General features: G+C 32.9%; 23 protein-coding genes. 19 read left to right on the forward strand and 4 right to left on the reverse strand.

Going from position 1 to position 24358, the window contains the following annotated elements; translation table 11 throughout:
• Window positions 1-2: 2 nt before the first annotated feature.
• From AAFU52_RS05900 to AAFU52_RS05945, 10 genes are all read left to right on the forward strand, one after another.
• Entirely contained in the window at window positions 3-359 is a 357-nt protein-coding gene (locus AAFU52_RS05900; protein WP_024772499.1) for an MmcQ/YjbR family DNA-binding protein, read from the forward strand.
• Between the two features lie 113 nt (window positions 360-472).
• Window positions 473-2242 (forward strand): MutS-related protein, encoded by a 1770-nt coding sequence (locus AAFU52_RS05905; protein WP_024772500.1) that lies wholly within the window; start codon window positions 473-475, stop codon window positions 2240-2242.
• Between the two features lie 321 nt (window positions 2243-2563).
• The gene (locus AAFU52_RS05910; protein WP_024772501.1) at window positions 2564-3169 is read left to right on the forward strand and encodes a TetR/AcrR family transcriptional regulator; all 606 of its coding nucleotides are present in this window, start codon (window positions 2564-2566) and stop codon (window positions 3167-3169) included.
• Between the two features lie 20 nt (window positions 3170-3189).
• Window positions 3190-3594, forward strand: a complete 405-nt coding sequence (locus AAFU52_RS05915) for an OsmC family protein (protein WP_024772502.1) — start codon at window positions 3190-3192, stop codon at window positions 3592-3594.
• A 154-nt stretch (window positions 3595-3748) separates the two neighbouring features.
• Window positions 3749-4114 carry a cupin domain-containing protein gene (locus AAFU52_RS05920; RefSeq protein WP_035093305.1) on the forward strand — a complete coding sequence of 122 codons (366 nt, stop codon included), beginning with the start codon at window positions 3749-3751 and terminating at the stop codon, window positions 4112-4114.
• An 86-nt stretch (window positions 4115-4200) separates the two neighbouring features.
• A complete protein-coding gene (locus AAFU52_RS05925) occupies window positions 4201-4644 on the forward strand; it encodes a MarR family winged helix-turn-helix transcriptional regulator (RefSeq protein ID WP_024772504.1) in 444 nt (147 codons plus the stop codon).
• Window positions 4634-5131, forward strand: a complete 498-nt coding sequence (locus AAFU52_RS05930; RefSeq protein ID WP_024772505.1) for a GNAT family N-acetyltransferase — start codon at window positions 4634-4636, stop codon at window positions 5129-5131. Before AAFU52_RS05925 ends, AAFU52_RS05930 begins: the two co-directional genes overlap by 11 nt.
• Window positions 5132-5276: 145 nt before the next feature.
• The gene (locus AAFU52_RS05935) at window positions 5277-5765 is read left to right on the forward strand and encodes a hypothetical protein (protein ID WP_438425838.1); all 489 of its coding nucleotides are present in this window, start codon (window positions 5277-5279) and stop codon (window positions 5763-5765) included.
• Window positions 5766-5774: 9 nt separating this feature from the next.
• Window positions 5775-6194, forward strand: a complete 420-nt coding sequence (locus AAFU52_RS05940) for a DUF3995 domain-containing protein (protein WP_024772507.1) — start codon at window positions 5775-5777, stop codon at window positions 6192-6194.
• An 8-nt stretch (window positions 6195-6202) separates the two neighbouring features.
• Window positions 6203-7435: a phytanoyl-CoA dioxygenase family protein gene (locus AAFU52_RS05945; RefSeq protein WP_438425839.1), complete on the forward strand. Its 1233-nt coding sequence runs from the start codon at window positions 6203-6205 to the stop codon at window positions 7433-7435.
• A 12-nt stretch (window positions 7436-7447) separates the two neighbouring features.
• On the opposite strand, the gene AAFU52_RS05950 is transcribed toward AAFU52_RS05945, so the two are convergent.
• Window positions 7448-8308: an AraC family transcriptional regulator gene (locus AAFU52_RS05950; RefSeq protein WP_024772509.1), complete on the reverse strand. Its 861-nt coding sequence runs from the start codon at window positions 8306-8308 to the stop codon at window positions 7448-7450.
• Between the two features lie 137 nt (window positions 8309-8445).
• On the opposite strand from AAFU52_RS05950, the gene AAFU52_RS05955 reads away from it, so the two are divergent.
• The 6 genes from AAFU52_RS05955 (at window position 8446) to AAFU52_RS05980 (ending at window position 17610) form a co-directional block, all read left to right on the forward strand.
• Window positions 8446-9372 (forward strand): dihydrodipicolinate synthase family protein, encoded by a 927-nt coding sequence (locus AAFU52_RS05955; protein ID WP_024772510.1) that lies wholly within the window; start codon window positions 8446-8448, stop codon window positions 9370-9372.
• 90 nt (window positions 9373-9462) lie between these two features.
• Window positions 9463-11046, forward strand: a complete 1584-nt coding sequence (locus tag AAFU52_RS05960) for an aldehyde dehydrogenase (NADP(+)) (RefSeq protein WP_438425840.1) — start codon at window positions 9463-9465, stop codon at window positions 11044-11046.
• A 40-nt stretch (window positions 11047-11086) separates the two neighbouring features.
• Complete coding sequence (locus tag AAFU52_RS05965) at window positions 11087-12823, forward strand: DUF885 domain-containing protein (RefSeq protein ID WP_438425841.1); 1737 nt, start codon at window positions 11087-11089, stop codon at window positions 12821-12823.
• Window positions 12816-13826, forward strand: a complete 1011-nt coding sequence (locus AAFU52_RS05970; RefSeq protein ID WP_438425842.1) for a 4-hydroxyproline epimerase — start codon at window positions 12816-12818, stop codon at window positions 13824-13826. Before AAFU52_RS05965 ends, AAFU52_RS05970 begins: the two co-directional genes overlap by 8 nt.
• 80 nt (window positions 13827-13906) lie before the next feature.
• A complete protein-coding gene (locus AAFU52_RS05975; protein ID WP_024772514.1) occupies window positions 13907-15154 on the forward strand; it encodes an NAD(P)/FAD-dependent oxidoreductase in 1248 nt (415 codons plus the stop codon).
• A gap of 569 nt (window positions 15155-15723) precedes the next feature.
• A complete protein-coding gene (locus tag AAFU52_RS05980; protein WP_438425843.1) occupies window positions 15724-17610 on the forward strand; it encodes a leucine-rich repeat domain-containing protein in 1887 nt (628 codons plus the stop codon).
• Between the two features lie 242 nt (window positions 17611-17852).
• Here the strand turns inward: AAFU52_RS05980 and AAFU52_RS05985 are convergent, their stop codons facing one another.
• From AAFU52_RS05985 to AAFU52_RS05995, 3 genes are all read right to left on the reverse strand, one after another.
• Entirely contained in the window at window positions 17853-18953 is a 1101-nt protein-coding gene (locus AAFU52_RS05985; RefSeq protein WP_438426621.1) for a DUF4407 domain-containing protein, read from the reverse strand.
• A 114-nt stretch (window positions 18954-19067) separates the two neighbouring features.
• Window positions 19068-20972: a M56 family metallopeptidase gene (locus AAFU52_RS05990; RefSeq protein WP_438425844.1), complete on the reverse strand. Its 1905-nt coding sequence runs from the start codon at window positions 20970-20972 to the stop codon at window positions 19068-19070.
• Window positions 20969-21340, reverse strand: a complete 372-nt coding sequence (locus AAFU52_RS05995; RefSeq protein ID WP_024772519.1) for a BlaI/MecI/CopY family transcriptional regulator — start codon at window positions 21338-21340, stop codon at window positions 20969-20971. The genes AAFU52_RS05990 and AAFU52_RS05995 overlap by 4 nt, the downstream gene beginning before the upstream one ends.
• A gap of 214 nt (window positions 21341-21554) precedes the next feature.
• On the opposite strand from AAFU52_RS05995, the gene AAFU52_RS06000 reads away from it, so the two are divergent.
• From AAFU52_RS06000 to AAFU52_RS06010, 3 genes are read left to right on the forward strand one after another with little or no spacing between them, the layout of a single operon-like run.
• Entirely contained in the window at window positions 21555-22574 is a 1020-nt protein-coding gene (locus AAFU52_RS06000) for a hypothetical protein (protein WP_024772520.1), read from the forward strand.
• 32 nt (window positions 22575-22606) lie between these two features.
• Window positions 22607-23407 (forward strand): hypothetical protein, encoded by an 801-nt coding sequence (locus AAFU52_RS06005; RefSeq protein WP_024772521.1) that lies wholly within the window; start codon window positions 22607-22609, stop codon window positions 23405-23407.
• A gap of 25 nt (window positions 23408-23432) precedes the next feature.
• On the forward strand, window positions 23433-24356 hold the full coding sequence (locus AAFU52_RS06010; protein WP_438425845.1) for a hypothetical protein: 924 nt from the start codon (window positions 23433-23435) through the stop codon (window positions 24354-24356).
• Window positions 24357-24358: the final 2 nt, after the last annotated feature.

The following is a 24358-nucleotide window of genomic DNA, read 5'->3' on the forward strand; positions in this document are numbered from 1 at the left end:
AAATGAACATCGAAGCATTCAGAGAATATTGTTTATCAAAAAAAGGAGTTACAGAAGAATTCCCTTTTGATGAAAGCACCTTGGTTTTTAAAGTAATGGGTAAAATGTTTGCTCTAACAGGATTAGATCGAATGCCTTTTAGTGTAAACCTAAAATGTGATCCTGATCGTGCTATAGAACTTCGTGAATATCACCCAGAAATAACTCCTGGATATCATATGAGTAAAAAACATTGGAATACTGTTAACTTTTCTGGTGGTTTACCTACTAATATGATACTCGAATTGATCAATCACTCTTATGACCTAGTAGTAAGCGGTCTGACCAAAAAAGTAAAACAAGAATTAGAAAATCTTTAATAGTAAAAAATAGTAGAATCATTAATTACCTTCTCAAGGGATAATAAGAGAGTTTTGTATCTCTAACCCTTTTAAAAGAGAGGTTTTCAATGTTCTTATCTGATAAGTACAAAATGAACAACCCACAACAATTTTATAAAGAGCAAATTTCTCTTCATACTGTATCACTAAAAAAAATAAAAAAACAACTCACCATTTCCAGTACCATACGTCTGTTTGTTTTTTTGGCGATAGTAGCCGGCATATATTTTGGGTACCCTAATACTCAGATTATCATCGGTAGTATTGTTATAGGGATTGCTGCTTTTATCTTTTTAGTAAACCGGCATACTGATCTCTCGTATTCTAAAAATAAACTGCAAAAACTAATTGACATCAATACACTCGAGCTTGACGTTTTTAAAGGAGACGTAACTAACCTTACTCCAGGAAAAGAGTATATCGATGCTACACACCCTTATAGTCATGATATCGACCTGTTTGGAGAGCAGTCTTTTTTTCAATATGCCAACCGTACAACTACCCTGGCTGGAAAAAATAAACTAGCAACCATACTTAGCGCCAATGCTATAGATCATATTGAGAAAAAACAAGAAGCTATAAAAAATGTCTCAAAACTCTCCGAATGGAGACAAGAATTTAGTGCCATTGCATCAATGGTTAATGTAAGTGTTTCAGTTTCTTTAATACAAAAGTGGTTGCAAAACTACAGTGCTTTTGTCCCCAAGATTATGCGTATACTTCCTGCAATAGTCTCTAGTATTTCGTTGATATTATTAACATTACTATTTCTGGATATAATCACTTTTGCTATGTTTTTGGTTTGGTTTTTTATTGGCCTGGGAATAACCGGGACACAACTTAAGAAAATCAACAAGCTATATAGCAATGCCAATAAAGTAAAAGATACCTTTGAACAGTATTATAAGCTCGTAGATAAAATTGAAAATGCAAATTTTGAGGCTGCCTTATTACAAGAAAAGCAACAATTGGTAATTAGCGAACGAGAAAAAGCTTCGCAAACCCTAAAACAGTTTGCCAGTATTCTTAATGCCTTTGATCAACGTAATAATATGATGTTCGGGGTTCTTGCCAATGGGTTAATATTATGGGATATTCTACAGAGTTATCGTATTGAACAATGGATCGCCAAAAATCACGATAAAGTAGCACAATGGTTCGAGGTTATAGCCTTTTTTGATGCTTATAATTCCCTTGGGAACTTTACTTTTAATCACCCCGACTATATATATCCAAAGATAACATCAGACAATAGTATACTCAAAGCCAAAGAACTGGGTCACCCTATGCTTAATGCTCATAAAAGAATAGATAATGACATTACCATAGACAAAGAGCAGTTTTTAATCATCACAGGGGCTAATATGGCAGGAAAAAGTACTTTTTTGCGCACCGTTGCCTTACAAATCGTGATGTCTAACATAGGGTTGCCTATTTGCGCAAAATCATGTGAATATCGCCCTATCAAATTGATTAGTAGCATGAGAACATCCGACTCATTAAGTGATGATGCTTCTTATTTCTTTTCAGAATTAACACAGCTTAAAAAAATTGTAAATGCCCTCGAAAAAGATGAGTATTTTATCATTCTCGATGAAATCCTAAAAGGCACCAATAGCAAAGACAAAGCTGCAGGGTCCCGTAAATTTGTAGAAAAACTGGTTAAAGCAAAAGCAACAGGTATTATAGCAACACATGACTTAAGTCTTTGTGAAATTGCATCAGAATTACACCAAGTAGAAAATCGCTTTTTTGATGCTCAAATCGTAAATGATGAACTATACTTTGATTATAAATTTAAAGATGGGGTTTGTCAAAATATGAATGCTTCATTCTTGTTAAAAAAGATGGGAATTGTATAATTAAGGTTAACACCTTAGACTAATAGAATTTAACAACACAAAGACTTTATGTAACGCGCTGAATTACAAAAGTATTCTTCTAACCTCCCTAATAGAGAGGATTCTTAAATTTATAAGAAAGCCACAATATCTTCAATCAAAAAAAAGGTGCATATCAAGTCTATTTAAGTCTTTTGACAGTATCACAAGAAAAACAAATATCCCGGATTACTTTTACTAATAGAAATTAGAGAAATAACATAGTTCTACCTACGTATTTCTTTAAAATATAAGCTTTACCAAAAAACATACTGATAAGAATGTTTTTTGTATATTTGTCATATGGACCAAAAAATCAAATCTAAAGAAACCCAAAGTTTAATCATCAATAATGCTTTTGAGCTATTCTACAAGCATGGTTATAACAAGACCAGTATTCCAGAAATTATAAAGGGTACGGGGCTTTCTAAAGGTGCTTTTTATCATCACTTTAACAGCAAGAAAAATATTGGAGAAAAAGTAATTGACCTTACTGTAAGAAAAAGAGTCTATGAAAGGATGGTTGTCCCTCTCAAAAATCCTGATAATGCGCCCGTAATACCATTGCTATGTGATGTCTTTATTAAGCGTATTGAAGGCTATTCTGATTTGGAAAAAGATTTAGGTTGTCCAGCAAATAATTTAATTAATGAAATTGGGTATTCCGAAAATTCATTCAGGAAAATGCTCAGGGGTATTATTGATAATTGGCAACTGGTTATGGTCAATCTATTAGAGCAAGGCAAAATAAAAGGTGAAATTAGAAAAAATGTTGATACATCGGCAACGGCTATTTTTCTAATAAGCGCCTTTGAAGGCGTAAGAGGTATTAGAAAAGTATATGATAATGATAAAATATTGGACGAATATCTCATAGCTGTAAAAAATTATATTGAGCAGTTAGCATAATTTTTAAATAAAAAAATAAAATGGAAACAATTCAAATTACACTAGAACAAATATCAAATACAGCAATGCAATTAAACAATGAAACCATAAAAGTCATTGTAGATCGCCCTCTAAGTCAAGGTGGAGGTGGCAATGGATTAATGGGTGGGCAATACTTATTGACAGGTATTGGAGGTTGTTTTTGTAGTACATTTTTTGCCGCAGCACAATCTAGAGATTTAGAAATTGAAGGTTTTCAAGTGGATGTAATTGCAACCAAAAGCGAAGATTTACCCAAACGCTTTACAGACATACTCCTTGATGTATCCTATAAAAAATGTAGTGATCCTACAGTATTTAAAAAATTACTTAGAATTGCTGAAATGGGTTGTTTATCAATTAATACCATTAAAGAAGGAATGGGATTTAAAGTAAATCAAAAATGAAATAAGTTATTTACAACAAAGATACACCGGGAGGAATTGCCTCCTTTAATCAAGCAATCCTGAAAGGCAATCAGAACAAGTAACTATTGATGTAAAAACCATAATATTTATAAGCAATAACGATTAATTAAATTATTCAAAATTAATGCAGTATATGAAACTAATAGAAAAATTTAAGGACATTACAGACTACTTCTCTCCAAAAATAATTGGAGAAGTTAATGATACTTACGTTAAGCTGGCAAAAATAAAAGGTGATAAAGTACCCTGGCACAACCATGAACATGAGGATGAACTCTTCTATATTATTGAAGGAAGCCTTCTTTTTGAAACAGAAGGACAAGATCCTTTTACCATGAATCAAGGAGATCTGTTTATTGTAAAACGTGGTGTTAATCATAGGGTTTCCTCAATAGAAGAATGCAAAATCATGCTAATAGAAAACAAAACGGCAGCGCATACAGGAAAAGTAAAATCCGAAATCACCAAAAATATCCAAGAACAACAATTAGAATCATGAAAGTTCTATTGTAAATGCAAAATCATTAGTTTAAAATATTTTATAACAAATACTTGCCTAAAGCAAGTATTTGTTATATTTGTACTATGGAAAACATAGTTAACAAAATACGTGGGTTTAATCGGTTTTATACTAGAATCATCGGGGTAGTCAATAATCACATATTAGAAAGTCAATATTCACTTTCAGAAGTTCGTGTTATGTACGAGATTTATCATAATCCTAAAATTACAGCTCGACAAATAAAAGAGATTATTCAGGTTGACGAAGGTTACTTAAGTCGCTTGATAAAAAAGTTAGTTACCCTAAACATCATCAATAAAATAAAATCACAAGACGATCATAGAATATCATACCTAAAGCTCACAGAAAATGGTGAAAAAATATTTTTAAACCTTAATCAACGCTCATCAGATGCTATTTCTGAGATAATCCAACATCTTAACAAAGGAGAGCAAGAAGAATTAATTCTATTATATAAAAAAATAGAAATTTTATTAACCAAAAAAGGAAATCAAAATGAAGATTAATGACATTTCTATCAGAACAACTATCAAACCCGGTGACTTGGGGTATATCATTCATCGTCATGGCAAACTATATGGTGAAGAATATAACTATGGAGTAGCATTCGAAACCTATGTTGGGGAGGGAATGTATGAATTTTATAAAAATTACAATCCCAAAATGGATAGAGCCTGGATATGTGAGCATAATGACAAGATTGTAGGTTTTGTTTTATTGATGCACAGAGAGAATAAAACCGCTCAACTTCGATATTTCTACCTCGAACCAGCATATCGAGGGTTAGGACTTGGAAAAAAATTAATGTCCCTTTTTATGGATTTCTTTTACAAAACAGGGTATCAATCTGCCTATCTATGGACAACTCATGAACTATCTGCTGCTGCTTCACTTTATACAAAACACGGGTTTAAATTAACAGAATCAAAAGAATCAATGGCTTTTGAAAAACCTTTGATAGAAAATCGCTATGATTTTTCAACTACACCTTGAACTGAAGTCAAATTCTAATAAAAATTTATCTATCACTTGGGTCTATAGTTCAATTAAATTTTCATACAATTGTATAGCTAAGAAATACCGGCACTAAGACAGTAATGCTTTTATAATCGAAACATCATCATAAATAAATAATGATATGAAAAAAATAAACTTAATCTACATAGTACTAATCTGTATCGTTCATATTTCTCTGCATTCTTGTAAAAACCATTCGAATCCTGAGAAAAATAAAGCTCCCATACCTGAGCAAGTAGATAAAGAAAATACTACACTAACAGAAAAGGAACCAAAACAAACAAAATATCCAACACTAAATATCAAGTCAAATGATCGAATAAACTCACCCATCGAAATAAAAGTGAATTCTGAAGGTGTTTGGCTTGCCAATGAAGGAGAACTTGGATGGATCCAGTTAATCGATGACAAAGGAAATGAATTGGCAAAAGGTATATTAAGTGCTGATGGTGATTGGATGAAAAGTGGCCCCGTAATGTTTTCAACCACCTTAACATTTGATTCAAAAAATATAAAAACCGGTAAACTTATAATTCACAACGACCCAGGAGAAGGAGACGGTGATGAAGCAGGAGAATCAATAAGCTTTGAAATACCTATTATTTTTTAATCTCAAAAAATGATATTACCTATTCTACAAAGTCTTATCTTTTTTATCCTTGGGATTATTCATTTTAATTGGGTTGTAGGAGGAACATTTGGATTTGAAGCCTCATTACCAACTAAAGAAAATGGAGAAAAAATACTAAATCCAAAAAAAATTGATAGTGCCATAGTAGCACTTGGACTAACAGTTTTTGGATTTTTTTATGTACTCGAATCTGGTCTTATAGCTTATGAGTTACCTAAATGGCTCCTGAAATATGCAAAATGGATTATCCCTTCTATTTTTATACTCAGAGCTTTGGGGGACTTTAAATATGTTGGCTTTTTTAAACGAATAAAACAAACAAAATTTGGCAAATTAGACACTATCTTTTTTTCTCCATTGTGTCTAATTATAGGATCAATCGGACTGATAATAGCCTTAACAAAGTAATAAAACAAGTGAACACAAAAGATAATTTAATGATGGCCGGCTATGAAAGCCTGGATAATTACTGGACAAGGACAAAATTAAATTTGTTGCAGAAATTAAAAGTACATACTGCTGCTATTTTAATTACCATATTCAAATTTATCATTAAACCTATCAGGTTCTTATTTGGTAAAAGCTTTAATTTACTTGCAAATATTGATGAAGATTTAGGAGAATTCGACATATTAGGAAGTAAAAGAAAAGAAGAGTTTGGACAACATTACCTTACACAACCAGAAATAGATAAGTTTATAAATAGTGGTATTCATGGGCCATTTCGTGTATTAGACACTATAGAAGCCGAAAACCTTGCAAATGAAAGCGATGATCTATTTAAAAAACACTTTCATAAAACTACTATATTTGGTAAAGATATTTTGAATTCGCTAAAAGCATCTGGTGATTACTCTATTAATTATCTAGGTTTTTTTCAGGGATCAAAATACAGAAGGCTTTGGGATGTATTAAAACATCCCAAATTATCACAGCCTCTTCAAAGTATTTTAGGTGATGATTTATTATGTTGGAGATCCCAGTTTTTTGAAAAAAAACCAGGACAGGAAGGTACATTTTGGCATCAAACTGGCACTTTTCGAGAATCTGATGAAAAGCCAAAATTAGAACCCTCTCGTCTTACACATCCTGCTATTGCACAATTATCTGTATGGATTGCTCTAAGAGATACCAATAAAGAGACAGGATGCCTACGCATGATAGAAGGCTCGTTTCGAGATGGCCGTTTTGAAAGAATTGTAACTAATATTCAGGATGATTTATCTGGTTATTTAATGTCCCTGCCCTACTCAGAAATTGCCAAGACCTTAAAAACTATTTGGTATACTACAGGCAATTTCAAAAAAGCACAATTAGTATTCGAAAAGATAAAAAAAAAGGTCCCCTCTCTTTTTGAGAATGTTATCATTAGAGATCTGGAAATGAAAGCAGGCGAAGCAATCATTTTTACTTCTTTAAACACTCATGCATCTTATGCAAATACTTCTGATGATCGTGTGCGCTTGGCTTTGGCAGGAAGATATACCCGATCTGATGTTCATATATTTAAACATGAATCAATTTCTGTATTACCAACCAAAAGTGGTGGTATCCCATATAATGTGTATAAAGAACCTTCTATTCCCGTGTGTGGTAGTCCTAAACATCCAAAGACCAATAATAATATAGCAGAATACCCTATATCCTAAAAGAAGTCATGATTAACCAAAACTTGGTTCATGTAATCTTTTTTTATAATCTGAAGGAGTCATTCCTTTAATTTCCTTAAATTTTCTATTGAAGTTAGAGAGGTTTTTAAAACCACTACGATAAGAAACTTCAGAAATGGTGATATCCGATTCTCTGGATATTAATCTACACGCATTCTCAATTCGTACCTCGATCAAAAACTGAAAGAACGTTTTATTGGTTCGTTGCTTAAAATATCGACAAAAAGCATTAGGTGTCATATTAGCCAAATCAGCAACTTCTTTTAGAGAAAAATCTCTATTAAACTCATTCATCACCACCTGAAAAACTTTGGCCATTCTCTTTCCTTCATTATCAGTATATGCTCTTTTTGAAATGAAAGATGATATGGTTTCAGTTTTTGATGTTTTCAGTATTTTTAAAACCTTCAAAAAAATGGTAAAACGATCTAGTTTTTCTTTCTTCTCAACAATTTTTAGAAACTGTTTTTTTAATTTTTCCTTTTTAGAGAATACTTTAATCCCATATACCGAATTTCTAAAAAATCCTGACAAATCATTAAACTCAGGAAGTTTAAAAAATAGATTCCCAAAAGATTCTTTGGTAAAAAAAAGTGAGATCATATAAGATTTTACCGCAGAAGAAGCGCTCTTTAATACATGAGGAACGTTACTCCCAAAAATCAAAATATCATTAGCCTTATAATCAGTTATAGTATCTCCAACAATTAAACTCCCTTCTCCCGATATTATAATTGATATTTGTATCTCCTCATGTTGATGAAATTTATCATAAAAAACAACTTCCTTATCCTCCTGTACAATTAAAGTGTCGGTCGAGGATTTTGGTATTTTAAAAGGTAATGCTTTCATTTCTAATTCATCTATGAATCAATATTAATCATAATTATGCATATATTAACAATAAAAGGTAATATAGTATCACATATAGATAATTTCTCAATGTATCTTTCATCGGTTTCATAATATCTTTGAATAAAATTTTAAATATGGTAATAGATTGGAAAGGTGTAATGCCTGCAGTGACTACAAAATTCACCAAAGAGGATACACTAGACTTAAAAATGTTTGAAATTAATATCAATGCACAACTTGAAGCTGGAGTACATGGAATTATACTAGGCGGGACTTTGGGTGAGGCAAGTACATTGAGTGATGACGAAAAAAGAATTTTGGTTAGAACCACAGTTGATATCGTTAAAAACAAAGTTCCAGTTATCATTAATATTGCAGAACAAACTACAAAAGGTGCTATCGAAGCTGCAAAAAAAGCAAAAGAAGATGGAGCTAGTGGCTTGATGATGCTCCCACCAATGCGATATAAAGCAGGAGATCGAGAAACTGTAGTTTACTTTAAAGAGATAGCTAAAAGTACAGATCTACCTATAATGATTTACAACAATCCTGTTGATTATAAGATAGAAGTCTCTTTGGATATGTTCGAAGAGCTATTAGCACTGGATAATATACAGGCAGTAAAAGAATCTACAAGAGATATTTCTAATATAACACGAATTAAAAATCGCTTTGGCGACAGGTTAAAAATTCTGAGTGGAGTAGACACATTAGCTCTCGAAAGTTTACTAATGGGTGCTGATGGTTGGGTTGCTGGATTAGTAGATGCTTTTCCAGAAGAAACTGTAGCTATTTATGAACTTCAAAAAGCAGGTCGAATTAAAGAAGCTATTGCTATTTATCGTTGGTTTTTACCCTTGTTGGAGTTAGACATAAACCCTAAATTAGTGCAAAATATAAAACTGGCAGAAGTAGCTACCGGAATCGGCACAGAACATGTACGTCCTCCCAGGTTACCACTTGTTGGAGATGAACGTAAAAAAGTATTGGAAATTATTGAAACTGGTTTAAAAACAAGGCCACAATTACCCGAATACAAAAACATTGAATTAATAGATTAATCCCTAAAATGATGTAATCAAAAAATAATAGAGATGACATCATTCTTTCATTAGAAATTAATCTATTTACACATTAAATCATTTAGAATTATGATAACAGGCAAAAACTATATAGGAAATCAGCTCTCGGCTATAGGAAATAAAACCTACACAACTTTTAATCCTAAGCTAAATATTGAAAATGAACATACATTTTTTGAAGCCTCAGAAGAAGAAATCGAAAAAGCCGTATCATTAGCTTCAGAAGCTTTTGAAATTTTCAGAAAGGTTTCTGGTGCTAAAAAGGCAGAATTTCTAAATGCAATTGCCGATGAGATTCTGGCTTTAGATGATCTTCTAATAGAAACATATAGATCAGAAACTGGTTTGCCAGAAGGAAGAGCAAAAGGGGAACGAGGTAGAACTATAGGACAATTAAGAACTTTTGCTGATCTGGTAGCCGAGGGCTCGTGGGTAGAAGCTTCTATAGACACTGCTGATTTAGATCGCAGTCCTATCCCTAAACAAGATATTCGTAAAATGCTGGTCCCTTTAGGGCCCGTTGTTGTTTTTGGAGCAAGTAATTTCCCATTAGCCTATTCTACAGCTGGAGGTGATACTGCTGCCGCATTTGCTGCAGGATGCCCTGTGATTGTAAAATCACACCCTATGCATGCAGGAACCGGAGAATTAATATCTGCTGCAATTATCAAAGCTGCTATAAAAACAGGGATGCCAAATGGAGTATTCTCTAACCTTAATAGTTCAGGAATTGAAGTAGGTGTTCAATTAGTAGAACATCCCGCAGTAAAAGCAGTTGGTTTTACAGGTAGTATTAGAGGAGGTAGAGCACTATTTGATTTGGCTTCAAAACGACCAGAACCAATCCCGGTATTTGCAGAAATGGGAAGTATAAACCCTGTAGTCCTATTACCTGAAGCAACAATTACCAAAGGAGTCGATTTAGCTAAAACCTATGCAAAATCAATAACAGTAGGAGCCGGACAGTTTTGCACAAACCCTGGTTTGCTTATCGGTATTAAGGGAGAAGCCTTAACCAATTTTATAACAGTACTTTCTGAAGAAATTGTAAAAATCGAACCTTCATGTATGTTGCATCCCAATATTATTGGAAATTTTGAAAGAAACAAAACAAATGCATTGCAACAAAATGGATTATCTGTCACAGCAGAGCTTGATAGTGATATTGCCGTGAATTATGCAAGACAAACAGTTACCACAGTAGAAGGAAAAACATTTTTAGAAAATACAGCCCTACATCAAGAAGTATTTGGGCCATTCTCTATGGTTGTGCAATGTAAAGATGTTGAACAATTAGAAACTATAATCAATACTTTAGAAGGACAACTTACAGGAACTATTATAGCAGAAAAAGAAGAAGCGCTACAATACAATACAGTTATTGATGCATTACAAAACAGGGTAGGAAGAATCATCTTTAATGGTGTTCCTACAGGAGTAGAAGTATGCCCTTCTATGTTACATGGTGGTCCATATCCTGCCTCTACAGATAGTAGATTTACAGCAGTTGGTATTCACTCTATTAAACGTTGGGTACGCCCATTTAGCTATCAAAGTTGGCCGAATAATTTATTACCAAACGAACTTAAGAATGAAAACCCTTTAGGGATTTCAAGATTGGTTGATGGTAAGCATACAGATTCTAAAATCTGATTTTTATAATCAATACTAAAAAAATTAATACTTGTTTAGAATGAAATTTTTTAAAATCATAGCAATTCTAATATTGCTTTTCTGTTTTAGTTGTAATGAACAAAAAGAGAAAGAGAAAGACCCATCGGTTCCATTACATCAAATTATTGCAGAAATTGAAGAAAGAAAAGGCTATGATGAAGATGAATATCCTCTAGGTCTCTTTACCAAAGAGTATTTCAAAAAAGAAGCTGATTTTGCACAAAAAAAGATAGAAGAACTAAATGGTATTGATGCTGCACTACTCAAGGAGACTGATAAAATATCTCTTGAGTTATTAAAATTTACTTTGCAGAGAACTGTTGATTTTTATGAGTTCGAGGGGTATCTTAATCCTTTATTATCCGACTCTGGATTTCATAGTAATCTCAATTATATGGTTAGGCCATTGGCCAATTACAAGCAGGTCAAAAAATATCTGAACAAACTTAATGCAATCCCCGAATTCGTAGATCAGCATTTTATAAACTTACGAGAAGGTCTTGAAAAAGGAGTCTCTCAACCAAGAGTCATTTTTAAAGGATATGAATCAACATATAATGATCATATCGTTGATAGTGTTAAAAACAGTTATTTTTATTCTCCTTTTAAAAGTTTACCAGAGATTTTAACCCAAACTCAAAAGGATTCGGTACGTAATGCTGCGAAAGAAACAATTAAAAACAAGGTTATTCCTCAGTTTAAAAGAATAAAAACATTCTTCGAAACCGAATATTTACCCAAGACAAGAACAGCCATTGGTGTATCCCAAACTCCAAAAGGCAAGGCATACTATCAAAACAAGATAAATTTTTATACCACGAGTACTACATATACTGCAGACGAGATTCATAATATCGGATTAAAAGAAGTAGCCAGAATAAAAGCTCAAATGGAGATCATCATAAAAGAGCTTAATTTCCAGGGTAGTTTTGCAGATTTTTTTAAATTTCTTCGTACCGATGAGCAATTCTATGCAAAAACGCCTGAAGAGCTGCTTATGATTGCCCGAGATATGGCTAAGCGAGCAGATGAACAGTTGCCTCGTTTTTTTAAGACATTACCCAGAAAACCATATGGAGTAGCCCCAGTACCAGATGCAATTGCTCCAAAATACACCAGTGGTCGATACGTAGGTACAGAAGCTAATAGTACAGATCCAGGGTATTATTGGGTAAACACGTATGATTTGCCTAGCAGAACATTATACACACTACCATCGCTTACCGTACATGAAGCTGTACCCGGGCATCATTTGCAAGGCAGTTTAAACAATGAATTAGGGGATAGTATCCCACAGTTTAGAAAAGATTTATATCTATCTGCATATGGAGAAGGCTGGGGATTATATTCTGAGTTTCTGGCAGAGGAAATGGGGATGTATACTACACCTTATGAGCAATTTGGAAAACTAACCTATGAAATGTGGCGTGCATGTCGCTTGGTAGTAGACACAGGGATTCATGCCAAAGGATGGACACGTGAACAAGTCATCGATTTTATGTCTTCGAATACAGCATTATCATTACATGAAATACATACAGAAACCGATCGATATATTTCATGGCCAGGTCAGGCTTTGTCTTATAAAATTGGTGAATTAAAAATTAGAGAACTGCGTAAAAAAGCTGAAACTGTATTGGGAAGTAAATTTGATATTCGCGAATTTCATGAAATAGTCCTTGAGCAAGGTACAGTTACGCTTTCAATTTTAGAAAACAGAATTAACACTTATATCGAAAAAACAAAAAATGGCTAGAACCACTTTCAAATGTATCGATGCTCATACTTGCGGAAACCCAGTGAGGGTTGTTACGACGGGCAGACCTGATCTAATTGGAAAAACGATGAGCGAAAAACGTCAACATTTTCTTACAACATATGATTGGATAAGAAAAGGATTAATGTATGAGCCTCGAGGACACGATATGATGAGTGGTAGTTTTTTATTCGAACCACACCACCCCGATAATGATTTTTCTATTCTATTTATAGAGACGTCTGGATGTCTACCTATGTGTGGCCATGGTACTATTGGAACCATCACCATAGCCATAGAAGAAGGGTTAATACAACCCAAAACCCCAGGAAAAATTAGAATGGAAGCTCCAGCTGGACTCGTAGAAATAGAATACCAGCAAACAGATAAAAAAGTAGATTGGGTAAAACTCAAAAATGTAAAATCGTATCTGGCAGCAGAAGGTTTAACTATAGAATGCCCAGAATTAGGAGAACTCGTTTTTGATGTTGCCTATGGTGGAAATTTTTATGCTATTGTAGATCCTCAAAAAAACTTTAGCGGGGTTCATGATTTTACTGCAAGTAAGCTAATCCAGTATTCTCAAGTGGTACGAGAACGTATTAACAAAAAATATCCTGACGCATTTATCCACCCAGAAAATAATACGATCAGAGATGTTAGTCATATGCTTTGGACAGGAGACCCTATCAACCCAGATTCGTCGGGTAGAAATGCTGTTTTTTATGGAGATAAAGCTATCGACCGCTCTCCTTGCGGAACAGGAACCTCTGCAAGAATAGCACAATTATATGCTAAAGGAAAACTACAACAAGGAGAAGAATTCGTTCATGAAAGTTTTATTGGAAGCACATTCATAGGTAGAGTCGAAGAAGAAACAGAATTAGGTAACATAAAAGCCATTATTCCAAGTATTCAAGGATGGGCAAAAGTTTATGGATACAACACTATCATTATTGATGATGAAGATGATCCCTATGCACATGGGTTTCAGGTTATTTAGTCAAGGCTAAATAAGACATAATAAAGAACTAAGTAAACATAACAGAATACCACACTAAGCTTGTCTAAGTGTATACAATTATGAGTAAAGAAGTTATTATCATAGGAGGCGGAATCATAGGATTATGTTCTGCATATTATTTACATAAAGAAGGACATCATGTTACTATAATAGATCAATCTGCAATGGATTCTGGTGCTTCTTACGTTAATGCAGGATATCTTTCTCCAAGTCATATTATCCCTCTTGCAGCACCTGGTGTAATGAAAAAAGGATTAAAATGGATGTTTAACCCCACTAGCCCATTATTTATAAAACCTCGTCTCAATTCGGATTTCTTACGTTGGACATGGGCATTTAACAAATCTTGCTCGGTGAAAAATGTAAATCGAGGGATTTCTGCCATTAAAGATATTGCAGTATTAGGTAGAGATTTGTATTCTGAAATCAGATCTGATGAAAATTTTGCTTTTCAATTAGAAAAAAAAGGTCTTTTAATGATCTGCCAAACCGAAAAAATGCTCGAAGAAGAACTTCATGTTGGTAAGATTGCTACCAAAGAAGGATTACCAGTAAAAGAGCTTTCTTTTGACGAATTGAAACAAATGGAACCCAATGTACAATTGCAAGCAAAAGGAGCAGTCTTATATGAATGTGATTGGCATACTACCCCACAGACCTTTATGGATGAAATGAAAGCTTTTCTTGAAAACTCGGGAGTAACAATTCATAAAAATGAAAAGGTAGAGGATATTAGTATACAGAACAATAAAATTACTTCGATACATACTAAAAATAAATCATACACAGCAGATGAGTTTGTATTAGCGGCAGGATCATGGTCAAATTTATTAAGCAAAAAACTAGGGATTAAATTGTTACTAGAAGCAGGAAAAGGATACCGTATAAATTCTGAAAGAGATTTAGGGATAACTATGCCGGCTATACTAACAGAGGCTAAAATTGCTGTAACTCCTATGCAGGGATTTACCAGGTTTGCCGGTACTATGGAAATAGCAGGCATCAATCACACAATTAATAAAGTAAGGGTCGAGGCTATCGCAAATGCCACACAGCAGTATTATCCTGATATTAAACTTTCTAATGCAGAAAAAGAGGCGACTACATCTGGCCTTAGGCCTGTTTCTCCAGATGGCTTACCATACATTGGTAAATCTAATACTTGTAACAACCTTACTATTGCTACAGGGCATGCTATGATGGGTTGGACCATGGGAACCTCTACAGGAAAACTGGTTTCAGAAATTATTTCTGATCAAAAACCTTCTTTGAGTTTAGAAGCTTATCATCCCGATCGTAAGTTTTAATCAAAAAATAATAGAATATTTCCCTGTTTCTTACTTTATTCTGTAGTATTAAGATTTATAACTTACAAAGGTCATCTGTAGCTTCATTAGGTAAAGATAGTATACTTCCTATATTGCCACAAAGTGTACCTTTTTTGTTTCCTCCTTTTACTTCTGAACTATTTAAATGGGTAAGCTTATAAAAATTAAAAAATACGATAGATACTCTTCATTCTTATATTCAAAATGCCTAGTTAAAAATTGTTAACAATATAAGGGATAACCATATAAATAGAGTATGATTTTAATAACAAATCATAAAACCTTCTTAAAGAAACAAACTCCCTGATAAAAAGCATTTTGAAATTAAAAACAATGGTTAAGATTTATAAATATACTTATCAAGATTTATAAATCTTAAGTTACTCCTCTTGTCATAGTGTAGTTTTCGCCTTTATCTTTGTCTTAAATTAAAACCTACTATAGACCTACACAAAATTTGAGATAAACAATCAAAAACATCCTAAATACAAAGTCTAAAAAACAAATTCTTTAACAATTCATCAAATTAAAACTAACCCATTCATACTATGAAGAAAATTATCTTTCTGGGGATACTACTATGTCTTACCCTAACCTCTTATGCACAAATTAATATTCCTGATCCAGTTTTCAAACAAGCTTTACTAGCATCATCAATAAATACCAATAATGATTCTACTATAAGTGAGCAAGAAGCACAAAATACTATCAATATAACTATTGATGGTTCTTCCGGTACAAATAAAATATCTAATCTTACCGGAATTGAAAAGTTTATCAACTTACAAAAACTAATTATCCCTCATCATAATTTGACTTCTATTGATTTAAGTAAAAACACTAAGTTGAAAGAATTAAATTTAAATAATAATAATCTAACCAGTTTAGATGTAAGAAACTGCTCTTTGGAAAAATTGGTTTTCTTAAATAATCAATATATAAAAACGGCCTTGTTAACAGGGCAGAACTTTGGAATGGTAAAACTGGGTAATCATTATTATGGTGATTTTACTAAGGTACATTATGAAAATTGCCCAAATTTACAATTTGTTTGTGTAGACCAGCCCTATGTACAATCTGCTCAAGACAGAGCTGCTGGGCATAATATCCATCCTAATTATAGAGTAAGTAGTAATTGTAGTTTAGCTCCTACTTGTGAAATCATCAATTTCCCAGATCCTAATTTTAAACAAGCATTATTAGCACAATCTCCCGCTATAGATACAGATGGAGATGGAGAAATCTGTGTAGACGAAGCAAAAAAAGTAACTCATTTAAATATTGAAAATAAAAACATTACAGACATAACTGGAATTGAATATTTAATTAACCTGGAAGTGCTTAATGCTAGTTTTAACAAGTTAACTTCTGCCGATTTTAGCAAAAATTCTAAACTAAATCATTTAAATATTGATAACAATCAATTAATAAACATAAATCTTAAAAATAATCCAAGCTTACATTATTTAACAATAGGATTTAATCAACTAACTCAAATAGATCTTAGTAAGAATAAAAAATTAACTACATTATTTATTGGCAATAATAAACTATCTCAATTAGATTTAAGTGACAATATAAATTTACATACTCTAGTTGCTGTTGACAATGTATTGACTTCTTTAAACATTAATAATTGTTCTTCATTAGTAGTTATACAAATCTGGAATAACCAAATAAATCATTTAGACATAAGTACTAACTCTGATTTAGAATCTATACAAATTCAAAATAATAGATTAACCGAACTTGAAATAACAACTAATAATGCAAAACTATCACAATTAGATTTAAGTAATAACCTAATTAATAAAATTGACGTTAGGAATTGTACTTCTATAAAATCATTAAATGTGAGTAATAACCCTAACTTAACAGAGGCATATTTAACCGGAAATCATGAGTTTTATCAAAGTTATGAGCATTTTCACACCATAGTTAATAATATTAATCATCTTAATTTGAGAAATTGCTACAAGTTAAATTTTGTATGTGTTAACCCTGTCTCTTTTTTAAATGATATAAGAAATTATATAAAATTTACATTAGGCTATTTAAACTGTACAGTGAGTGATGATTGCACCCCGACCACTACAAGTGCTTTTGATAATCACTTTGTACTTTCGCCAAACCCGGCAAGTAACTATTTAGTAATAACTCCTAAAGATCCCTTGACCAGTGGTAATGCTGCTGTAACTATACTAAGACTTTCTGGAGAAATTGTAAAAAAAATAGTCGTTAAATTTGCCGTAGATCCTAGAGAAGAACTTATAAGAGAAGATCCATTTGGTACTCCAAGTCCAAGAACTCCAAATAATATGTTAATTGGCCCTAATTCTGTTTTGATAGATGTTACTGGATTACCTGTTGGTCAGTACATTCTTCATCTTCAATCTAGTAAAGGACTATTAACCACTAAGTTTATTAAAAAATAAATCGATACTATTTTAAAGAAAAGAGGTTGTGTTATTAGTTATTATTTGTAAATGGCCAGGGAAATAGGTTGAGTTAGAAGTATAAAACACCTGTCATAAAATGAAGAATATATATTCACAACCTTTTTTTCTACAGATAGTATAGATTAATCATTTTTTTATAGAGCAATGTTAAACGAACAGACCTCACGAGCAATAATATAAGCCGTGAGGTCTGTTTTTTTTTATCTAACCTGGACAAACTATAAAATTCCTGTCTGTCGTTTATAAAAAGCATCTTGTTGCTTTTTCATCATTTCTCGTGCAATTTTTTTCTTATATGCATATAGTTCTTCTTCTTCTGTAAGATCACTATATACTCTATCATTAATAGTATGATCTGTTTCTAATAGAACTTTTCGCTGATCTTCTTTTTGCGCAACCCATGTTTTTATTTCACTTTCTACATCTTCTAATTTAAAATCATACTCTCCTTTGGGTGAAAATAATTTTGCAAAGATAGGTGAGGTTTCTATTGCTAGAAATAATAAAAAGATAAAGAATGAAGGCAACCAGGGTAATTCATTTAAAGCACTCACTCGAGCCATCAATCCATCAAAATTATCAATAACGGGTTGTGATACAGCCACTTGAGTATCATATTCGGCGGCCAATTCTGTTTTTTGAATTTCTAAAGCAGTAACTTTCTCTGCATTCGTTTTTTTCAATTCGGCTAATTCTGTTAAGGCTGCATCATGTTTCTCACGTTTTTCTTTATATACAGGTCCTTTTCCGATAATCTCAGTTCCTTTTCTTCCTTCTGCTTCTGCAATATAGGTCTCATAAAGATCGTTAACCTCGGTTTCTTTGGTTGTTATTTCCTGTTTAAGTGTACTAATTTCAGAATCAATTGCAGCAATAGCCGGAGTATATTGGGTTGCAATTTGCTCTTGATTAGCTAAAGTGAAATCATTCTTCTGTTCAAGCAAAACACGATCAATTTCTTTTTCAAAAATCTTTAGTTCTAATGGTTTAGAAATTACAACAGCTATTATAACGGCCAGAATAATTCTAGGTGAAGCTTGTAAGAGTTCATCCATAAAATTATCCTTCTTCTTAATAGTAGATACAATAAATCGATCCAGATTAAAGATCAATAGTCCCCAGATTAAGCCAAAGAAGATGGCTGCAAAATAAGTATCAAATACGGTATATAAGGCATAACTAGCTGCAATAAAAGCCATTACTGCAGTAAAGAAAACTGTTGCTCCGATACCAGCATATTTATTCTGTTCTCCATCAGAACTATCTGCTAATATATCGGCATCTGCGCCGGAGCATAAAATAAAAAAACGTTTTAACATCATCTAAGGGTTTTTGATTGATTATAAGTATAACGCTGATTTATAGCGATATGTTGCACAAAAAAACTCCCTAAGGGGAGTTTTCGTTCTTAAAATTATCAGAAAATTGATCTGCTAATTATTCTCTTTTTGTGCTTTTTCCCTAGCTCTTTGTTGTGCTTTTCTGGCTTCTTGTATACGCTTACGTGCTTCTTTTCTCTCTTTGATAGCCTCTTTTCTTACTACATCACGAGCTCTTTTAGCTTCGTCCATAGCTTTTCTACGAGCTTGTTCTGACTGTCTTCTTGATTTCTCAACATTATCTCTCGCCATCGCTCTCGCTTTCTCGGCTTGTTGCATAGCCAGTCTAGCTTCTTCCCGAGCTATTTTAGTATGGCCCATTACCTGTTTTTCAGCCTCAAATCTTGCTCTTTCAGCATTTCTCATTGCTTCTTCCCTTATCTTATAGGATTGCTCCCGGGCTCTATTTGATTCTTCCATAGCAACTACTCTGGCTTTCTCAGCCTGTTCCATCGCCATTTCTCTTACTTCTTCTGCTTTATATCTTGATGCTTCTGCCCGTTCCATTGCCAAGGCTCTTTCTACTTCTACTTGTTCGATCAAGGTTTCCCTTTCTCTTTCTGCTACTTCCATTGCAACCTCAACTTCTTGCATAGCAAGCTCTGCTTCACTTTCAATTTCTTCACTTTCAATTTCTTCATATTCTGCATGAGAATAAGAAGGTGCTTTAGGAAGCTTTGACACTTTTGGTGCCTTAAGCGGTTTTGGAGGCTTTGGAGCTTTTAATTTTTTATGTGCTTTAAGAGAAGGAGGAGGCCCAGGAACGACATTTGCTCTCATTTTTGGTGGTGCCGGAGGTGAAGGCGGAATAAGATCATGCCCATCTGGATTAGCTTTATATAACCTTGTTTTTCGGTATATCTTATTGAGTTTTTTAATAAATTTATCATTTGTGTTTTCTAATTTGACACTAAATTGAAACTCTGTTAACTCATGGTTTTTCCACTGTTTTGTAGCATTATCAATAACGGCAGCCACACCAGATAAATCAGTGGTAATCCCATTAATATTAATTTGTTCTCCACTAACTCTAATCTTGATTTTTTTATCTGGATGAGTTGGTGCTACAGTATTGGCGATTGTACTTTTTTGTTGGGCTACCATCTTATTGTTAAATAAAAGAATACATGCAAAAAGAATTGGTAAAAATAGCAGCAACCGAGTTGCAGCCTTTGTTTTAGAAAATTGTTGTGACATCATAACGATTCGTTTTTTGGTTAATGAATAATTGATAGGGCTCGCTAATGCAGCTTGATGAGTACTGTTTGGATAATTAACGAGTAGGTCCATATATTGATGTATTGAAAACTGTTGCTTCAATACTTTTTGATCAGCAAGAAATTCATGATTTAATTTAATTGATTTTTTTACCCAAAACCATATTGGATTGAACCAAAAAATCATCTGAAAAATCTCTACAAACAGAATATCTAGAGTATGCTTTTGTCGAACATGAGTTTTCTCATGTAATAATACTTCTTGTGGTATAGCTTTTTTCTGAAATTCTTTTTTAGGAACAAATATGTAATGTAAAAATGTGTGCGGAATAATAGAATTTGCAAGAAGTACATTAATGTGTGAGAACTCTTTCAGATTCTCATTTCTTCTTACCTTCTTAATCAAATGATACATATTTTTTATAAACCTAACTGCAAAAATCAAAACACCTACCCCATAAATGATCCATACTATTACCGAAAGATAGTTTGATGATGTAGCTTCTACCTGTGGATTGTCAGTTATAATCAAATGATCTACAGATTGTTGTAAGTTTTCTTGATTATGTACTATATCTGTTTCATAAGTAATAGTAATTAAAGGGATCGTATATGCAAAAATCAAACTAAAAAGAAGATAAAATCTTTTAAAATGATGCATATTTTCTCGTTCCAAAAACAGCCTGTAAAATGACCATAATAGAACTAAACAAAGAGATGATTTTATTATATATATAATCATTGCTTTTGTTTTTGGATTTGTTTATCTACTATCTTTTTAAGCTCTTCTAATTCTGTAGTAGATAAGTTTGTTTCTGATGTAAAAAATGATGCAAACTGCGATGCCGAATCATTAAAAAAATTCTTGATCAATCCATTTACATGTTTAGAAAAATAATCTGTCTTTTTTACTAATGGATAATATTCTCTTGATTTTCCATATAACGTATAATTTACAAAACCTTTATCAATCATTCTTTTCAATAGCGTAGCTACGGTAGTAGTTGCAGGTTTAGGTTCTGGAAAAGAGTCTAATAAATCCTTCATAAAGGCTTTATCTAATTTCCAGAGATATTGCATTAGTTGTTCTTCGGTTTTTGATAATTGCATTGCTCTACGTTATTAGAATTAACTCTACAAATGTAGAATAAAATATTTTACATACAAAACTTATTTGTGATTACATTACTATTTTTATGGAAAAACCATATACAACATATTAATAATCAATTATTTAACATATACTTTACATTTAAAAAAAAAGAATAGAAATAGGGAATTTGTACCTTTAGAAATAAGATTTAACCAATAAATTTATTACACAATGAAAAAAATTATTTTATCAATAGTGACTCTCTTGAGCGCTATAGGATTGTCTGCACAACACAATTACGACAATCAGAACACTATTTACAGTCTAAGTGGTAATGTAGGAGTTGGAGTGACTAATCCAGCAACCAAACTACATATCAACGGAGACATCAGAGGAAACCTAGCAGGAGGAGCACTGCGTATTAACGGAACCTATGGGTACATTGATGTTGGCCCCCTTAACAGCGGATGGGCGCATATCTATACCGATATGCCAAAGTTTATTTTTAACAAAGATGTATACACAACTACAAATGCATTTTCTTCTTACAACAATGATCTAATCTTAAAAACCAAAGGAACTGAACGTTTAAGGATTAAAGACGAAAATGGATATATGGGAATCGGTATTTCTAATCCTCAAACTAAACTCCATATTAATGGAAGTATTAGAGGAAATCTTGCAGGAGGAGCATTACGAGTTAATGGAACTTTTGGATATATAGATGTTGGACCTCTTAACAGTAGTTGGGCACATATCTATACCGATATGCCAAAGTTTATTTTTAACAAAGATGTATACACAACTACAAATGCATTTTCTTCTTACAATAATGATCTAATCTTAAAAACCAAAGGAGTCGAACGCTTAAGGATTATCGATACTGATGGAACTGTTGGTATAGGAACTACCAATACCAGAGGTTATAAACTTGCCGTAAATGGTAATATTAGAGCCAAAGAGATTGTAGTAGAAGCTTCACCGTGGCCTGATTATGTATTTCGCTCTGATTACAAATTACCTTCTTTAAATGAGGTCAAAAAACACATTAAAACTCAAGGACATCTTCCCAATATACCGAGTGAAAAAGAAGTGTTAGAGAACGGTATTCAAGTAGGGAATATGCAAGCAAAATTACTCGAAAAGATAGAGGAGTTAATGCTCTATACAATTCAACAGGACGAAGAGCTTAAAACTTTAAGAAAAACGATATCTACTCTTCAAAATAAAGTCGAAAATCTTAGCAAATAAAAATTCATTCGATAACTCTTAAAACCAAAACGATGAAAAAATTATCAAGTTTAATTCTATGTTTTTTTATAGCTGTACTTAACCTTACGGCTCAAGATCAAATTATTAATGGCAAACTTACTGTGACTAAACAAATCAAATGGGGAAGCACAGGAGCCATTATAAATACAGACCAGGGTGCTTCTGTTGAACTAAGAGGCGATGGAGTTCCTTATTTCGATTTCTCTAATGACCCTACTACCGACTATGATATGAGATTAATCCTTAGGAATGATAACTTACTTTCTTTTGAAGGCGGCGATGTTAAAATGAGTAATAAGCTATCTACAGGCCAGAGTATTAGTTGGGGAAATACCGGAGCTATAATAAATACCGATCAAGGTGCTTCTATTGAACTAAGAGGTAATGGAGTTCCTTATTTTGATTTCTCTAATGATCCTACAACTGACTATGATATGAGGCTAATCTTAAGAGATAATAATACTCTTGGTGTTTCTGGAGGGAATTTAGCCATTGACGGAACCACAAAAACCAAAGAAGTCATAGTAAAGCCTAATGTTTGGTCAGATTTCGTATTCGAATCTGATTATATACTACCGAGTTTAGAAGAGGTTGAACAGCATATAAAAACTAACGGGCACCTAAAAAACATTCCTTCAGAAAAAGAAGTATTAAAAAAAGGAATTTCGATAGGAGAAATGAATGCTAAACTTCTTCAGAAAGTAGAAGAATTAACGCTTTACACCATTCAACAAGAAAAAGAAATCAAAAGATTAAAATCTATTGAGGAAAGATTAGATCAGCTTGAAAAGCTAATAGAATCTAAAAAATAAAAATCTAATTAAACTTAGTAAAATTATGAAAAACTGGATTTTTATTTTAACTCTTGTTTGTACAGGACTAGCTACAAAAGCACAGATCACCGAGGCTCCCAATGGAAATGTTGGTATTGGGACTACAACTCCATCTTCTAAGTTACATGTAAATGGAGATGTGAAAATGAATATTGGAGAAGGATTTAGATTATTCGGAGACACCGAATACTTTGGACAATATCTTGATGCTATCATTTTTGAAATGCAGGATGGCAATTCTTCTAACGGAGCAACCGATGGAGGGTTTGTTTTTAGAGGATATACTCCAACCGATCAAATAGCCAAAGAATGGATGACCATAAAAAGCGGCGGTAAAGTTGGAATAGGAACTTCTGACCCAGTATCAAAACTACATGTAAATGGTGACCTAAAAATGAATATTGGTGAAGGATTCAGATTATTCGGAGATACTGAATACTTTGGACAATACCTCGATGCTATCATCTTTGAAATGCAAGATAGTAATTCTTCAAACGGAGCGACCGATGGAGGATTTGTTTTTAGAGGATATACTCCAACCGATCAAATAGCCAAAGAATGGATGACCATAAAAAGTGGTGGTAAAGTCGGAATAGGAACAACAAATACCGGTTCTCATAGGTTAGCTGTCGAAGGATCCATAGGTGCAAGAGAGATGGTTGTAGAAGCAGGGACTTGGTCTGATTTTGTTTTCTATGACGATTACAAATTACCTACTCTAAAAGAAGTTGAAAATCATATTAAAGAAAATAGACATTTAAAAGATATTCCCAGTGCATCAGAAGTGCAAGAAAATGGAATTTTCTTAGGAGAAATGGATGCAAAACTTCTTCAAAAAATTGAAGAGTTAACTCTATACATTATCGAAATAAATAAAAGGGTCGATGAATTAGAAAAGGAAAACTTACAATTAAAAAATCAAAACTAAAC

The sequence above is a fragment of the Aquimarina macrocephali genome, from assembly GCF_051627225.1.
GTDB classification, from domain to species: domain Bacteria; phylum Bacteroidota; class Bacteroidia; order Flavobacteriales; family Flavobacteriaceae; genus Aquimarina; species Aquimarina macrocephali.